The 14,256-nt window shown below is 64.5% G+C and carries 16 protein-coding genes and 1 pseudogene; 9 read left to right on the top strand and 8 right to left on the bottom strand.

Translation table 11 applies throughout. The features are described 5' to 3' along the window. Positions 1–681, bottom strand: a 681-nt coding sequence (locus tag AC1DOC_RS05255; RefSeq protein ID WP_478129492.1) for a ParB N-terminal domain-containing protein, incomplete at its 3' end; no start/stop codon positions are given. A 159-nt stretch (positions 682–840) separates the two neighbouring features. On the opposite strand from AC1DOC_RS05255, the gene AC1DOC_RS05250 reads away from it, so the two are divergent. Next, positions 841–1,107, top strand: coding sequence for a helix-turn-helix domain-containing protein (locus AC1DOC_RS05250; protein WP_015865950.1), 267 nt, complete (start codon positions 841–843; stop codon positions 1,105–1,107). Positions 1,108–1,247: 140 nt separating this feature from the next. Here the strand turns inward: AC1DOC_RS05250 and AC1DOC_RS05245 are convergent, their stop codons facing one another. From AC1DOC_RS05245 to AC1DOC_RS05230, 4 genes are all read right to left on the bottom strand, one after another. Beyond that, positions 1,248–1,481, bottom strand: a complete 234-nt coding sequence (locus AC1DOC_RS05245) for a CopG family ribbon-helix-helix protein (RefSeq protein ID WP_478081104.1) — start codon at positions 1,479–1,481, stop codon at positions 1,248–1,250. Between the two features lie 144 nt (positions 1,482–1,625). After that, the gene (locus AC1DOC_RS05240; RefSeq protein ID WP_015865951.1) at positions 1,626–2,222 is read right to left on the bottom strand and encodes a chorismate mutase; all 597 of its coding nucleotides are present in this window, start codon (positions 2,220–2,222) and stop codon (positions 1,626–1,628) included. Between the two features lie 1,094 nt (positions 2,223–3,316). Continuing rightward, positions 3,317–4,549 carry a type II toxin-antitoxin system HipA family toxin gene (locus AC1DOC_RS05235; protein WP_015865952.1) on the bottom strand — a complete coding sequence of 411 codons (1,233 nt, stop codon included), beginning with the start codon at positions 4,547–4,549 and terminating at the stop codon, positions 3,317–3,319. Next, positions 4,539–4,808 (bottom strand): helix-turn-helix domain-containing protein, encoded by a 270-nt coding sequence (locus AC1DOC_RS05230; RefSeq protein WP_150106895.1) that lies wholly within the window; start codon positions 4,806–4,808, stop codon positions 4,539–4,541. The genes AC1DOC_RS05235 and AC1DOC_RS05230 overlap by 11 nt, the downstream gene beginning before the upstream one ends. Positions 4,809–4,876: 68 nt before the next feature. Here AC1DOC_RS05230 and AC1DOC_RS05225 point away from each other — a divergent pair. The 6 genes and pseudogenes from AC1DOC_RS05225 to AC1DOC_RS05200 form a co-directional block, all read left to right on the top strand. Continuing rightward, positions 4,877–5,101 (top strand): annotated as a pseudogene (locus tag AC1DOC_RS05225) (DUF433 domain-containing protein); the annotation flags it as partial. Positions 5,102–5,307: 206 nt separating this feature from the next. Further along, a complete protein-coding gene (locus AC1DOC_RS05220) occupies positions 5,308–5,634 on the top strand; it encodes a hypothetical protein (RefSeq protein WP_018904967.1) in 327 nt (108 codons plus the stop codon). Positions 5,635–5,776: 142 nt separating this feature from the next. Next, positions 5,777–6,040, top strand: a complete 264-nt coding sequence (locus tag AC1DOC_RS05215; protein WP_015865953.1) for an XRE family transcriptional regulator — start codon at positions 5,777–5,779, stop codon at positions 6,038–6,040. A gap of 1 nt (position 6,041) precedes the next feature. Beyond that, positions 6,042–7,379, top strand: a complete 1,338-nt coding sequence (locus tag AC1DOC_RS05210) for a type II toxin-antitoxin system HipA family toxin (RefSeq protein WP_015865954.1) — start codon at positions 6,042–6,044, stop codon at positions 7,377–7,379. A gap of 390 nt (positions 7,380–7,769) precedes the next feature. After that, positions 7,770–8,147, top strand: coding sequence for a DUF433 domain-containing protein (locus AC1DOC_RS05205; RefSeq protein ID WP_015865955.1), 378 nt, complete (start codon positions 7,770–7,772; stop codon positions 8,145–8,147). Next, positions 8,140–8,616, top strand: a complete 477-nt coding sequence (locus AC1DOC_RS05200; protein ID WP_478129491.1) for a hypothetical protein — start codon at positions 8,140–8,142, stop codon at positions 8,614–8,616. The genes AC1DOC_RS05205 and AC1DOC_RS05200 overlap by 8 nt, the downstream gene beginning before the upstream one ends. Before the next feature lie 29 nt (positions 8,617–8,645). Here AC1DOC_RS05200 and AC1DOC_RS05195 read toward each other — a convergent pair whose 3' ends face one another. The 3 genes from AC1DOC_RS05195 to AC1DOC_RS05185 form a co-directional block, all read right to left on the bottom strand. After that, complete coding sequence (locus AC1DOC_RS05195; protein WP_015865956.1) at positions 8,646–9,581, bottom strand: ArdC family protein; 936 nt, start codon at positions 9,579–9,581, stop codon at positions 8,646–8,648. 1,449 nt (positions 9,582–11,030) lie between these two features. Further along, complete coding sequence (locus tag AC1DOC_RS05190; RefSeq protein ID WP_015865958.1) at positions 11,031–11,342, bottom strand: type II toxin-antitoxin system RelE/ParE family toxin; 312 nt, start codon at positions 11,340–11,342, stop codon at positions 11,031–11,033. Next, positions 11,339–11,641 carry a YlcI/YnfO family protein gene (locus AC1DOC_RS05185; protein ID WP_015865959.1) on the bottom strand — a complete coding sequence of 101 codons (303 nt, stop codon included), beginning with the start codon at positions 11,639–11,641 and terminating at the stop codon, positions 11,339–11,341. Before AC1DOC_RS05185 ends, AC1DOC_RS05190 begins: the two co-directional genes overlap by 4 nt. Positions 11,642–12,212: 571 nt before the next feature. Here AC1DOC_RS05185 and AC1DOC_RS05180 point away from each other — a divergent pair. Further along, complete coding sequence (locus tag AC1DOC_RS05180) at positions 12,213–13,598, top strand: FAD-containing oxidoreductase (RefSeq protein WP_015865960.1); 1,386 nt, start codon at positions 12,213–12,215, stop codon at positions 13,596–13,598. A gap of 405 nt (positions 13,599–14,003) precedes the next feature. Further along, a complete protein-coding gene (locus tag AC1DOC_RS05175; protein WP_041945802.1) occupies positions 14,004–14,243 on the top strand; it encodes a hypothetical protein in 240 nt (79 codons plus the stop codon). Positions 14,244–14,256: the final 13 nt, after the last annotated feature.

The raw sequence follows: 14,256 nt of genomic DNA, 5'->3' as shown, positions 1-14,256 counted from the left end.
GTCGTACATGACCCCTTGCTCCCAAGGCGACAGATCCTCCCGCTGCCGATTCTCCCGATCCATCTGCGCGAACAGCTGGGCATCCGAAAGATCTTCGATCAGCGTCAGCACCGGAAGTCCGAGTTCGAGGCAGGCTCGGTGCCGCCGATGGCCGTAGACGATCTCATACTGTTGCGCAGGTGCTGCCGCCTCTGTTGCTCCGGGCAACACGGCTCGCGGAGACCCCACTGGAATCGGGCGGACCTTGATCGGCTGGACATTTCCTCCCGAGGAACGGATCTCCTCCTTCAGGGCCACGTACTCCTGTGACAAGAATGCGCTGGAGTGACGGTTCGCCCAGCTTGAAGCATGCACACAGGAGGCATCCAGGGTCCGAACAGGCAATGCGCCATTGAGCCTGTTGGCCGCCGCCACAAGCGCGTCACGTTCCTGCCGTGCTTGCTCGGGCAAGTCGAACATGTAGCGGACGATGCCGCTGCGCCCGCGCGACGTGGGAGGTTCCTCGTTCTCAGCACTTGCCAGTGCGGCAATCGCCGCTTCCGTCTTCTCCCAAGTCCGTTTGCGCATCTGTTTCCTTGCTTGTAGCGACGCGCCTCTGATCAGTGGCGTACCGGGCTTCTTGCGGCTCTCGTCTTGAAAAAATGCTAGCAAAKAAACATCCACGGTGTTCGTGAATTTCACTCCCGGCGGAACTGGGTACGAGCTGAAGCCCGCTCACGGCATTCACGAGGGGGCAATCATCGACGGGCCTGTCGAACACGCATTTTTGCGTCGATCAGCTATGCGATTTTCGCATATCCGATATTCGAATTCAGCCTCAGGGTCACAAGGAAGTGGCCCATGCAAAAAACAATCTACAGCCGGGAAAGTCGGCTCGTTCTCAAGCTGTTAAAAGAATTCAGAGTGGCGCGGGGTCTGACGCAGGCGGAACTCGCCAAGAGGACCAAGATGCTCCAGAGCGATGTTTCCAAGGTCGAAACAGGCATTCGGCGAGTCGACTTCGTCGAGCTTCGACATTGGCTGATCGCGTTGGACTTGGACTTGGCCACATTCGTGGCCGAGTTTGAAGCGCGGCTCCCTGAGGTCGCTTCGGTTCGAAAAAGCTAACCCCGCTTCAGAGCATCGGTGCTTGAGCCGCGAATGTGAATACTCCCGTGCCTCCCCTTTTGACCGGCAAAGTTATCCACATTCGCTGACCCAAAAATTTCCGAATCACACTAAAGTATAAAAATTCATCTTTCCGATGCTCATGAGCACCGGACATGGCGACCATGGGGCCGGATTGAGTGATCAGATGCGCTGGAATACGCAGCCCAGCGCTTCTCGGCGATGCGATGCAGCTCTTCCTGTGCTTCGACCTGCTCGACTGCGCGAGCGACGGCATCGACGATGAAAGCATGGGAAGTTTTGCCTGCCAGGTCCGCAGCCGCGGAGATGCGATCTTCGCGATCGTCATCCAGACGAATGGTGGTTGTCGGCATGGTCAGACCTCGTACGTACATTGCAGCACGGTTGTGCTGCAAACCCTGCCTGGCACTTTCCGGTTTCTTCGGCGTGGCGCAGCCGGACCCGCGGCTTGTCCGCAAGGCCTCCTGACCCGAAGTCCTTGCCGGAAGTTCATGCGCTCACTCGGCGCACACGCGTGCCAGGCCGCGGTCCAGCCCGATCGCGAACAGCGGCGACAGCCCATGCGCGTCGACGTGCCGCGCGGCCGCATGCGCCAACCGCTCGCGGCAATCCGGCCGCTCGCGCAGCGACCGGATCGCGGCAAGTTCGTCGATGAACCGGGGGCGGAGCCGATCGAGCGCCGGACGGAGCTCGTTCCTCAGGTCTGCGCGAGGTTCCGCCGGCGCTCCTCCCTCGCGCCGCCAGCTCGCCATGAGCGCGAACTGGACGAGCTTGCTCGCTTCGATCTGGTCGGTGAAGAACGCGGTCGCCAGTTCTCCTGGCAAACCGCGCGCGCCCGCCGCTTGCGCAGCCGCCGCAACGACTTCCTGCTCGCGCGGATCGCCCGGCGGGTCCGCGACCGGCTGGCGGCTGTCCCATTTGGTCAGCGCCACCTGCCGGGACAGATCGAGCCGCGTCGCGCTTAGCGCCACGAGGGTCGAGAAGCCCTCGGACCGATCGGGCCCGGGGGCGTCCGAAGCACAAGCAAGCGTGGCCAGCGTGACGGCCATCGCGCCGGCCGCTCGGAAACAACGAATCGGAACGCGCATGTGCATCGGGAACCTCCGGAAGTCCAGGGACGTGGTCCGGGCTGCCGCCACCGGATCGACGAGGCAAAGCCTAGTGCGGGGACGATCGCGCGTCGCCTGTCAACATGCACAGTTGCGCCCAACCCGCCGGTCGCAGGACGACGTCGAAACTTCGGAGGCAAAGTCCTTGTGCGGCTATGAGGGCAGCACGGGGGGCCCATCTGCGAAGGAGGTGTTGTGACGCGTGTCCCACGCGCGGATCACAGTCGGCCAGCAGGTTGACATGGTGGCCCCATGGCCTCTGCCATTTCTCGCACAGCCTGTGCGAGTTCTGACTGGCTGGCGGCCGCCAGCGCCCGGGATCCCCGGCGCTGCTGCTCACGGATGGCTTGCCCGATGTCCCAGTACAGGCCCACCAGTTCGCGGCCGACAGCCGCGCACCGTCGATGCGACGTTTCAAATCCGTAGCGAAGACCCAAATCGTAGCCTCGAGACGATCTGGCCGCGAAAGTGCCGGTCTGCGTGAATGCCGGGCTGCCCCCTGCCCAGCTCATAGCCGTTCTTTTCGCGCGCAAAAGTGCCGCCGCTCAGGCAAGCTGCGCACTGATGGAGGAAGCGGCATGCGCCAGAGTCGCCGGCAACCCGCCTGCAGTCTTGGCTTTTCCCTTAGCGCTTCGGCCACCGCACGCGCATACCACCGGCCATTCGAGCATCGCCGACAGGCATCTGTCGCGGCGCGGGCATGGGGAGATTCGGATTCAAACGCAAATCCGAACGGCAAGCCCGCTGTGGTCACGCTGGTCGTCGGCGGGCGCCGAGATTCAGCCCGAAGCGGGGCGCTTCCGATAGCTGGTTGGATGCTATTTCCCGTTTATCCCATATGCAGCTATCGTGACAGGTTGGACCGAAAGCTTGCGTGCCGGCCGACCACGGAGTCGGTACGGACACGCTGAAAAGTCCTTCCAACGCGCGGCCAATGCATCTCGACCTTCCAAGCGCCTGTGTGGCGCGCGGACCCGCGATGCAACGGAACCAGAACGCCTCAAGAAGATGCTGCCGGCAAAATGTGAGGAGCGCCGCCATGCACCGCGGCAGAGAAAGCACCGGCCGGCGCGGGCCGTTCATCGCGCGTGCGCGCGGCCCTCTTCCCAGGCTCGCGCCATCTGCTCCCATAGCGCCCTGGTGACACGCGCGTCGCCTCTGGCCTCGTCCAGGGTCTTGCCCATGGCAGCCGCTATCCGGTCAATCACTTCGACGGGCTGGGCGACACCACAGATGCGGCGGCCGAAATCCACCAGTTCTTCGGTTGTCGGATAGGCTTTCGTCTGGTGTTTACCCGCGAACAACTTGAGCGCAAGTGTCCGGTCTTCGAGCTCAGGGCCGCCCGGGGACTGGGTGTACCTGTAGATGGAGGTTGTCACCACATCGAACATGGGCGCCAACCACACGTCCTGGCGCGAGCGGTAGAGCAATCCGAAGTTCTTGAGGTGCGCATCGCCGTTGCGGACCATGATGGAGAAGGCCACCTGCTCGAAGAATCGATGCAGGTTGCTGCTGTGAAGCTGGAACTGGCGCAGCAACTCGGCGACACGCTGGTAGCTGCCATGGTATTTGCGGTCCGACAAGATGTCGCGCACCCGCAGCCCCGCCAGCGCCGCGATGTCTTCAAAGCCGAGCCGCTCGACCCGACCATCGTCATGGACGACCAGGTCAAAGCGGTCCAAGACCAGCATCTGACCATCGTCGGACAATGCGAACGACGGCACATCGATGCCTGCACGTTTGGCGGCCGTCAGGCACAGATACTCGTTGGCAGCCAGCCCGGGGTAGGCCGCACTTGCCGCCTTGACAATGAGCGATGGGATGGGCACCGTCGATCGGTCCGGCACCATGATTTTGGGCTGCATGCCCGCAATGCCCGCCCCCGTGCTCAAGTAGGCCGCCACCAACTCACTGAAAACCTCCGGCGTGTACTTCGTGCCCAGCAGTTCGGCCTTGCTCAGCGTGCGAGGCAAGGAGGGTGCAACCTGGTCGGCCAGGCTGTAGCCCAGCCGCCCAATCCCGTTGCGCCCGACCAGCGCCAGCATGTGCATCGGCGTCATCGGCTGTTTCGGGAACAGCTCCCGGATCCTCATGAACAGGTCGCCCTCGGGAAGATTCTGGTCCATCGGGGGAAACAGGTCCCCGTCTTGCCAGGTGAGGCGCTCGCTGGGCGGCATCAGCAGGGCCACCGTCGCCTGCTCCGCGTCCGGCGCCAGATACCGAAACTCGTAGGTGGAGGTCCGGAGCAACTGGCCCGCCTGGGCAGCGTCCCCGATCGAGACATTCAGGAGACGAATCTTTTCAGGGAGCATCGTCGTCGTCGTGGAATCGCGCAGCGACTTCACTGGCAGAAGGCAAGCCAGACCGCTCCAATCGCAGCGCCAGACCGAGTGCTCCCAGCACGGCGAGCAGCGAGGACACTGTGGCGTCTTCCCCGGATTCAAGCCGGTAGATGACTTCCCGAACCTTGCCGGCCTTCTCGGCAAGCTCGGACTTGCTCATCCCTAGCGCTTCGCGCTGCACTCGCAGCTGGCGACCCAGCTCGTCTGGCAATCTTATTTTGTCAGCCATGGCTGACATTATAGAGAAAATTGGCAGTTCTGCCAGTTATAGCTGATACCCACCATGTCAGAGCGACGATGCAAGCCATACCTTGCAAAAACCCCCAATCATGGAGTTTCGTAAGTTATAACTTTCAGCATAGACCCGATGTCCCGCTCTGGCCCTGCCGAAGGCCCAACCGCCATGGCGGCAAGCCATGCTTCAAGGGGACACGGCTGCCCATCGAGACCGTTCTGTCCTCCCTCGAAAAGGGAATCCTGGAAGACCGCGTGCTGGATGAGTATTCGCTGACGAGCGACCCGCTGACCGCCGCGCAAGTTCATGCCCAGGTGCATTCCCATCGACGAATGCCCGATCCCGCGGCTTCGGCAGATCGCCGTTGCGCGTGGCCACTTCGAATCGACGTGCGTACGGGATCGAGGCTGGCAGGGTATGCGCGACCGCGACCTGATGGAGAAGGTACTGGCGGAAGACTTCACATGGGTGACCAACAACTCTGTGGAGTTTCGTGGCGGCGGCGGTCCGGGCAACCTCGGCGGCCTTCATTCGAAGGCGCAGATCCACTGCGGCCCTGTTTGTCTGTCTCAGCGCCGAAACTGGCCTGGACCTCGACACGCAGCGCGCACTGTTCGCGGCCGCGCTCGACATCATCGAGCGGCAAGCACTCGACCTCGTGAACCGGGCCTTGGAACTGTTTCTGCTCGCAGATGGGACGCTCGAATACTCGATCTACGAGCTTCCGGCGCCAGGCACGGCCGGCATCGCTGGGGTGTACCGCGCGAGGACAAGCTTCCAGTTGATGTATCTCGATCAGATCGCCAACGGCTCCCTCTGAGACCTCGCGACACCCTGCGCATTGCGCCCGCGGCATTTTCGAGTAGCTGAGTTTGTGCTGTTTTTCGTTTATCCTGTTTTCAGTTATCTGGAATTTATCTGAATGCAAGATAAAATGCAGATAGCACGAATACGGATACTCCATGGATATGCTTCCCGCCCAACCTCTGGTGTCTGGCGATCAGCTGGGGCAGCTGCTGCGCAGCACGCGCAAGCGAATGAAGTTGAATCAGGCGGCCATCGGCGCCAAATTGAACCTCAGCCAGAACCGGATCTCCCACCTTGAGCTTCATCCTGATGAGCTGAGCGTCAGACAGCTCCTGACCTGGTGCTCGGCCCTCGGCCTCGAGCTGAAGCTGGGCGGGCGCGGCGCGCCAGTGGCCGGGCCACGCACGACCGAGTGGTGAAATGGGCCGTCGGTCACACAGCCAGTCCCTCGGCCTCTGGTCCAACGGTGAACGCGTCGGCCGCTGGACAATCCCTGCCCGCGGCGACATGGAGCTTCACTACGACGACGCCTGGGTTCGATCGGACGTCGGTCGCCCGCTTTCCCTGTCCCTGCCCTTCAACCCGCACAACGAGCCCATCAAGGGCGCCGCCGTCGAACACTACTTCGACAACCTGTTGCCCGAGAGCAATGCCATTCGCAAGCGCGTGGCGGCGCGCTTCAAGACCGGCTCGGTAGACGCCTTCCCTCTTCTGCGCGCTATCGGGCGCGACTGCGTGGGCGCCGTTCAGCTTCTCGACGAGGCCCAGACACCCACGGCCACCGATCAGGTGGAAGCGGTGCAGGTCGATGACGAGTCCATCGAGCGGCACCTGCTGAGCGTCGTCAGTCCCGACAAGTTCGGCGCTTCTGAGGACCCGGACGACGACTTCCGCATTTCCCTGGCCGGCGCGCAGGAAAAGGATGCCTATCTGTGGTGGAACGGCGCCTGGCACAAGCCGCGGGGCGCCACCCCCACCACGCACATTTTCAAGCTCCCGTTGGGCCTGATCGGCGGCGTCCGGGCCGACTTCTCCACCTCGGTGGACAACGAGTGGCTGTGCTTGAAGCTGCTACACGCCTACGGGCTCTCCACGGCAGACGCCACCATCACCTCGTTCGGGAAACAGCGCGTCCTCGTCGTCGAACGCTTTGACAGGCGCATTTCGAACGGCCGCCTCCTGCGGCTGCCCCAGGAAGACTTCTGCCAGGCGACGGGGACGTCGCCGCTCATGAAGTACGAGAGCGAAGGCGGACCCGGCCTGCGCAAGCTCTTTGCACTGCTGCAGCAGTCCGCGACCGCGGCGGATGACATGCGCACCTTGATGGCCTCGCAGGTCCTGTTCTGGCTGCTGCGCGCGCCGGATGGACATGCGAAGAACTTCAGCATTCATCTGCTGGCCGGCGGCGGCTTCCGGCTGACGAAGATGTATGACGTGATGTCGGCCTATCCCATCCTCGGCAAGGGCCCCAACCAGTGGGCGCCACGCGAGGTCAAGATGGCCATGGCGCTTCTCGGGAAGAGCAAGCACTACACCATGGCCGCCATCCAGCGCCGGCACTTCAACAGCACCGCCCGACAGGTAGGCTATGCGCACGACGCCGAAGCCATCATCCAGCAGCTGATTGAACGCACGCCCCGCGCAATCAGCGAAGTGCAGGCGCAGTTGCCGAAGGATTTCTCGCCATGGGTCGCCGAGCGTGTGCTGGGCGGGCTGCAGGCCGCGGTGGACACGCTTGAAGGGATGCCATCCAACTGACGCTTTGCAGGCACCGTCCGCCTGCTTGGATGGCAAGTGCACGTGTGATGAACCATGACTGCGGACAATGCTCTCGCGGGTCCTCCACGCCGCAGAGGAGTCCCATTCGCCACTTCGGTCGCTGCGGCGCTGAGCGGATCAGTCGCTTCAAGGGAACCTGAACTTTCGCCGGACGAGCTCAGACCTCTCCGCGGTGCTTGCCCATGTTGCGTGCGAATTCCGCCGGTCCGACGGCACCGACCTTGGCGTAAATCTTGGCCCTGCGGGGCAAGTTTCTTCTTCCAGTCGGACGACTGGCTTGTGGCATCGGCTCGGAAGAACATCCTGAGCGAGCTGACCGCGCGCGTTGCGCGCTCGAAATCCAGGGAAGACTTGATCGGCCTTCATGACATGGCGAAGGACATCGACTGGATGATCGTGGACCCGAGGATTGGCCTGCAGCTTGATTTCACGGCCATTGTGTCCGAGGCATTCGCTCGCGCCAAAGTGGTGGATACAGCGGACGAACTGATCACGAAGATCGACGGCGTGATGGGCGGCAAGCCATGCTTCAAGGGGACACGGCTGCCCATCGAGACCGTTCTGTCCTCCCTCGAAAAGGGAATCCCGGAAGACCGCGTGCTGGATGAGTATTCGCTGACGAGCGACCCGCGGACCGCCGCGCAAGTTCATGCCCAGGTGCATCCGCAACGAGGCCGGCCCGTCCGGCTCGGCTCGGCCAAGCCGCCGGCGCAACGACGCTCAAGTTTCCCATCGACGAATGCCTGACCCCGCGGCTTCGGCAGATCGCCGTTGCGTGCGGCCACTTCRAATCGACGTGCGTACGGGATCGAGGCTGGCAGGGCATGCTCGACCGCGACCTGATGGAGAAGGTGCTGGCGGAAGACTTCGCATTGGTGACCAACAACGCCGTGGATTTTCGTGGCGCGGTCCGGGCAACCTCGGCGGCCTTCATTCGAAGGCGCAGATCCACTGCGGCCTTGTCTGTCTCAACGCCGAAACTGGCCTGGACCTCGACACGCAGCGCGCACTGTTCGCGGCCGCGCTCGACATCATCGAGCGGCAGGCACTCGACCTCGTGAACCGGGCCTTGGAACTGTTTCTGCTCGCAGACGGGACACTCGAATACTCGATCTACGAGCTTCCGGCGCCAGGCACGGCCGGCATCGCTGGGGTGTACCGCGCGAGGACAAGCTTCCAGCTGTACCTCGACCAGATCGCCAACGGCTCCCTCTGAGACCTCGCGACACCCTGCGCATTGCGCCCTCAGTCCATCGCGGCCTCCCCAAAGGCAGGCATCTCCCGCGCCACGATGTACGCGAACGCCTCCTCCGCGAGGCGCGCTGCCGTGAAAATCGCCGTGCGGTCGGCCCGCAGCACCTTCAGCCAGGCGTCGATGTAGGCCGCATGCCCCTCGACCGTGGCATCGACCAGCCCGCACTGCCCCAGGAGGAACGCGCTGCCGAGCTCCGCCACCAGTTCCTCGAACGCATAGGCCGCATCGCCGAAACGCCGCCCGAAGCTGCGGTTCAGCCGCTCGGGATGGCCGGTCCAGTGCACCAGCTCGTGCAGCGCGGTCGCGCACAGCGCCTCGGCGCTCGTGAACTGCCGCGGCCACGGCAGACGGATCTCGTCGAGCGCCGGCAGGTAGGCCGCCCGGTCAAACCCGTGCCGGATCGTCGCATGGCAGCCCCCGAGCAGCCGCATCGCCCGCTCCACGGGACCCTGCGAAGCCGCCGGCGCGGCGATGCCCCGGTCCACGACCTCCAGCGGCAACCCCTCGATCTGCGCCAGGTTGAAGAGCCAGAACGGCCGGCACAGCAGCACGCCCGCGCGCACACCGGAACGGGCCGTCAGGGGCTCCTCATCCACGCCGCCATCCGAGAGGACATCGTCGGCATCGTCAAGGTGCTCCCGCGCCCTGCGCTCGAAGTGCGCGCACAGCACGCCGCGCTCGCCCCGGCGGACCTGGGCGCCGAGGCTCTGCGCCTGCCGGTAGGTCAGCCACACGTTGGACGCGTAGCCCGCCTCGATCGCCGCCTCCCAGAGCAGCAGCACATTCGCGCCGCGGTAGGGCGCCCCGGTCTTGCCGTTGCGAGGCACCCCGCGCGCCGCCGCCCGCGTCCAGCGTTCGCGGAACACGCTGCCGCCCTTCTCCAGCATCGCGATGATCCGGTCCGTCACGACCTGCCGCACGTCCATGCGGTCCCGCCCCCGTGCAGCGGTGTCCGGGGTTGGGGCAACACCCCCACCTGCTTTGGGTGAGTCCTCGGGGGGTGCGGGGGGAACGCCCGTGGCTGTGGGGGTCCCCGCGTGATCCGGGCGACCCGCATCGCGCGGGGTGGCGCTGGACGTTGAGTTCGCGTGCATGGCTGGGCCTTTCTGCGGCATGTGCCGCGGTGGTTGAACATCTGCTTTCGGAGCCGCCTCGACGCATGAACAGCGCGCGAAAAGGGCCGATGTCCAGGGACCGCCCGCAAGCCGCAGCCGAGTGCAGCGAGGACCGGGTGAGGACGGTGGCAAAGCCCGCAGCCCTGGACAGCGGCCCGTGCGCGCTATGCGTCGGCCAAGAGGTGGCTTCGAACGCAGAGGCCACGCGGACAGGCCGCAGGCACCCGCACGCGACGCCGCACCGCCCCAGGGCGGCGTGCCATCGAGGCCGCTGTGAAGCGCGCGCCTCCGGCTCTGTCAGGAACCGCCGAACGCCGAGGCGAGCGGCCTGGCCAGTGACCGCCGTGCATGCACGGCCACTCGGCGACCCGCGACGATTCCCCGGTCGGCCGGCCCTTCTCCGACCCTCGCGCGCATCGGCGTCCAGGCGTCGCCGCCGTCCGCGCACCGCACGCGAGCCAGGCACAGGCACAGGCACAGGCACAGGCACAGGCACAGGCAAGATGCCCCGACCGGCGCAACGGCCGCGCCCCTCGAAGGCTGGAGTGGTTCGGCCGTCGAGCCCACTGGCAGAAATCAGAGTCGACAGCTGCCTCGGACTTCGTACCGGGTATGCGCAAGGCGGAACCGACGCACAACAGAGAACGGAAAGGACGGAGAAAGGAAGAGACAGAAAGAAGGTCGCCGGCCACGCCGGCGGCGAGGCGCTCAGGCCTGGATGCGTTCTGCCATGCGCGCCTCCTACGCGAAGGCGCTCAGACGCCAGTCGACCGGGAAATGCTGTCCAGTGCGATCGGCAGGCCCGACACGCCGCGCAGGTCGGTCAAACCACCAAGGCTCACGAACCCCGGCTCCCGGAAACTGAGCTCGAGATCGCGCAGATCGAAGACGATATCCCGTCCTCGGAGTCGATCTCGCTCACCAGCCAAGTGGCCTCACGTCAGGCCCGAACAACTTGACCACGGGCAGAGGATCGAGACCCGCCTGAGCCCGCGACGCCAGGCGGTTGGCCAATGGCAGCTTGAACCGCATCGGCGATGGAGGGAAAGCCGGAAGTGGCAGCTATTTCGTTCTCCTTGTGTCACGCTCCACATCGCAGCAAGCCCTACGCTCCGTTCGCTTTATTCGGGCCGACGCGAGGCGCAGCAAGACGAGACGGCACATACCTGAGACTCGCCGCCTCTCGGGCGATGCACTGGACGGTGACTACGCAGGAGGGGCACTGGGGCCCAATGCCTGATGGCGTGGACGACCTCACGGTCAGTGATAGTCGTCCTCCCGCTGATGCCGGATGGCAGACACCACGATCTCTCTTTCACCGATGATATGGAACAAGGCAACGTAGCCCGAGGCACCAAACGGAATGACGAGCTCTCGCTCCAATCGGTCGTCGAAGGCAATTCGACAGGTGAAAGGATTGGACTCCAAGATGCGGAATTCTCTCCGGATGGCCAGTAGTGCGCGATCCGGCAGTTCCCAGTCTCCGTGCTTGAGAGCCGCCTCGAGGAGAAAGGCTTCAAGACGCTGCAGATCTTCCAATGCCTCACGCGTCAAGCGCACAAGGTAAGTCACGCGCGCCGTTTCGAGATGCCATTGCGCCCCCTTTCGACAGCCTTGCGTGCGATGTCGATCCGAGACTTCATCGCAGCGAGCACCTCGTCTGCCGCATAGGACTCGCCTGATTCGAGCGCACGGGCTAGCGAGGCGCGTCCACGCGCCACGAAATCTTGCTGTGCCTTGCGGCGACGAGCAGCATCGGTCGCCGCCTGCTCGACAAAATGCGACAGCGTTTCACCTTCGAGCAGCACGCCCTCTATCTGCTCTCGAACGGCAGCCGTCACACGAACCGGGGGAAGTTGAGCAGTCTTCATCGTTAAATTGTATAGCAATTGCTATGCATCATCCAGCTGCAGCGGCACGGCAGGCGGTCGCAGTTGGAACTGCTCCATGCGATTTTTGCCGCCTGCGGCAGTTCTTCCAGGCCTATCCGCCTGGCTCAAACTCTCAACGCTGTTGAGAGAAATTCCTGGTCTTCGCACCTGCACATCTCGAGAAGGCGTGCTTGGCTGGCGCAAGACGCCAATGAGGGTGCCGCACGACAGACGAGGTACATCGAAGGAGCCGGCAGCTGCGCTCAGCAATCCGCGGGCTTCTCCAAAGAATCCAAATCCCTCGCCGGACCGCCGGCGGCCTGGCTCCGACCGTCACGACGAGCCAGGGGACGGGCATCTCCCTGGATCGGAGCAAATCTACGCACCTTGGGCCGATTCGCAAGCCGCCCGCGCCGTCGCAAACTACGGGGGAATTTTGGAATGGTCGAGCACGAGCCCGTCCTTGAAGATCCCCGAGGTCACGGTTCTGCCCGGTGCACCCGACGCTCCCCGTTCGGGCGCAGCCTCTGCAGGATCGACTCAACGCTTCCACAACACAAAGGAAAAGCACATGGCCGAGCGAGCGGTGGATGCCATCATCATTGGCGCCGGGCAGGCGGGCCCGTCGCTTGCAGGACGGCTGGATGCGACGGGACACAAGGTGGTGCTGATCGAGCGCCATCTGGTCGGCGGCACCTGCGTCAACACGGGTTGCAAACCCACCAAGACGCTCATTGCGAGCGCCTACGCGGCCCACACGGCCCGCCGCGGGAGCGACTACGGCTTCTCCGTGGCATCCCCCGTCACGATGGACATGCCGGCCGTTGCCGCCCGCGCTCGAAAGGTGATCCTCGATTCGCGCAGGGGCAACGAGGAATGGCTGGCGGGCATGCGCAATGTCGAACTGATTCGCGGCCACGCCCGGTTCGTTGCCGAGGGCACTGTCGATGTCAACGACCAAAGACTGACCGCGCCGAAGATCTTCATCAATGTCGGCGCACGCGCGCAGGTGCCTGACCTGCCCGGCGTCGACGAGGTGCCCTTTCTCACCAACACCGACATGGTCGCGCTGGAAACGCTGCCGCGCCGCCTGGTCATCGTGGGCGGCAGCTACATCGGGCTGGAGTTCGCGCAGATGTACCGCCGCTTTGGCGCCGAGGTCACGGTCGTGGAGCGCGCGGACCGTCTGATCGCGCGCGAAGACCCGGATGTGTCATCCGCGGTCCGCGAGATCCTCGAGGCAGAGGGCATTGCCATACGCACCGGCGCGGAATGCATCAGCTTCAAGGCGCACGAAACCGGCGTCTGCGTTGACGTGGACTGCAAGGAGGGCGAACCATCGGTGACCGGCACCCATGTGCTCCTCGCGATGGGACGGCGCCCCAACACGGACGATCTCGGCCTGGCACAAGCGGGCATTGCAGTCGACGCCCGCGGCTACATCGGCGTGGACGACCAGCTTCAGACGAACGTGCCGGGCATCTGGGCACTGGGCGATTGCAACGGCCGCGGGGCGTTCACGCACACGGCCTACAACGACTTCGAGATCGTCGCGGCCAACCTTCTGGACGGCGCCGACCGGCGCGTGAGCCAGCGCCTGCCCGGCTACGCGCTGTACATCGATCCACCGCTCGCGCGGGTCGGAATGACCGACGCCGAGGCGGCAAAAGACGGACGGCGACTCCTGTATTCGAAGCGCTCGATGACCCGGGTCGGCCGTGCGGTCGAGAAAGGCGAGAGCCAGGGGTTCATGAAAGTCGTGGCGGATGCCGACTCCCGCAAGATCCTGGGTGCGGCCATCCTGGGCACAGGCGGCGACGAAGCGATCCACGGCATCCTGGACATGATGCACGCGGACCAGACAATCGACACGCTGCGCTGGGCCGTGCCAATCCATCCGACGGTGTCCGAGTTGATCCCGACCGTCCTCCTCGATCTGAGCGCCAAAGGTCCCTGACGCACCAGGAAGTCGACACGCTTGCAGATCGGCGTCGACGCAGGGCTGCCGACCATGCGCAGGTCGATGGAGCGGCCGGCCGTCCGGCGCATGTCGGCGGGCGACCCGCGCAAACACGACGCATGAGGCACCTGCAATGGCGGACTTCGACCAGCGATCGCTGGTTCGGGTGATCGACTTTTCGCAGCACGGGCGAGCGCGCCGTTGTTCGGGGCGTTCCCGCTCGGGCCGAAGTGGCGGCCGCCATGCGGCAGGAACTGCTCGAGCTTCATGCGGGACGTGCGCGACGCCGCGCAGTGCGCCAGGCCACCGACGCGGAGGATCTCCAGTACCTGTGCGCAGACTTGCCCCAGCATGTCTTCGGTCCGACGGAGCGGCAGCGCCCCTGCACCTGTGCCGAAGCGCGTGGTCACCGATGCCTTCTTTGTCGCGTCAGGTCGCGAGCATCGCGCGTGCGGGACCGGGGCGCCTCACCTCGCGCGCCTGAAGTCGACCTACTGGCGGGCGGTGCCCGGTTGCTGGACCCATGGCGACCTGGTGCAGGAGGACCACGAGGGCCACTTCTTCGTGCTGGGTCGCTCGGATGACACCCTGAAGGTGGCGGGCAAGCGGCTCGCGCCCGCGGCGCTCCCGCTGATTCATTGACGATGCAGAAAGA

It is taken from the genome of Variovorax sp. 01T439_2, assembly GCF_056398445.1.
The sequence above is the reverse complement of the archived record's forward strand: the minus strand, read 5'-3'. Positions and strand labels throughout refer to the sequence as shown.

Excerpts from the sequence above, each read along its gene's own strand:
- AC1DOC_RS05250 (WP_015865950.1), top strand. The coding sequence starts at position 841 with ATGCAAAAAACAATCTACAGCCGGGAAAGTCGGCTCGTTCTCAAGCTG.
- AC1DOC_RS05195 (WP_015865956.1), bottom strand. The coding sequence starts at position 9,581 with ATGGACGTGCGGCAGGTCGTGACGGACCGGATCATCGCGATGCTGGAG.
- AC1DOC_RS05180 (WP_015865960.1), top strand. The coding sequence starts at position 12,213 with ATGGCCGAGCGAGCGGTGGATGCCATCATCATTGGCGCCGGGCAGGCG.
- AC1DOC_RS05230 (WP_150106895.1), bottom strand. The coding sequence starts at position 4,808 with ATGGCTGACAAAATAAGATTGCCAGACGAGCTGGGTCGCCAGCTGCGA.
- AC1DOC_RS05185 (WP_015865959.1), bottom strand. The coding sequence starts at position 11,641 with ATGAAGACTGCTCAACTTCCCCCGGTTCGTGTGACGGCTGCCGTTCGA.
- AC1DOC_RS05235 (WP_015865952.1), bottom strand. The coding sequence starts at position 4,549 with ATGCTCCCTGAAAAGATTCGTCTCCTGAATGTCTCGATCGGGGACGCT.
- AC1DOC_RS05215 (WP_015865953.1), top strand. The coding sequence starts at position 5,777 with ATGGATATGCTTCCCGCCCAACCTCTGGTGTCTGGCGATCAGCTGGGG.
- AC1DOC_RS05240 (WP_015865951.1), bottom strand. The coding sequence starts at position 2,222 with ATGCACATGCGCGTTCCGATTCGTTGTTTCCGAGCGGCCGGCGCGATG.
- AC1DOC_RS05245 (WP_478081104.1), bottom strand. The coding sequence starts at position 1,481 with ATGCCGACAACCACCATTCGTCTGGATGACGATCGCGAAGATCGCATC.
- AC1DOC_RS05205 (WP_015865955.1), top strand. The coding sequence starts at position 7,770 with ATGGCGAAGGACATCGACTGGATGATCGTGGACCCGAGGATTGGCCTG.
- AC1DOC_RS05210 (WP_015865954.1), top strand. The coding sequence starts at position 6,042 with ATGGGCCGTCGGTCACACAGCCAGTCCCTCGGCCTCTGGTCCAACGGT.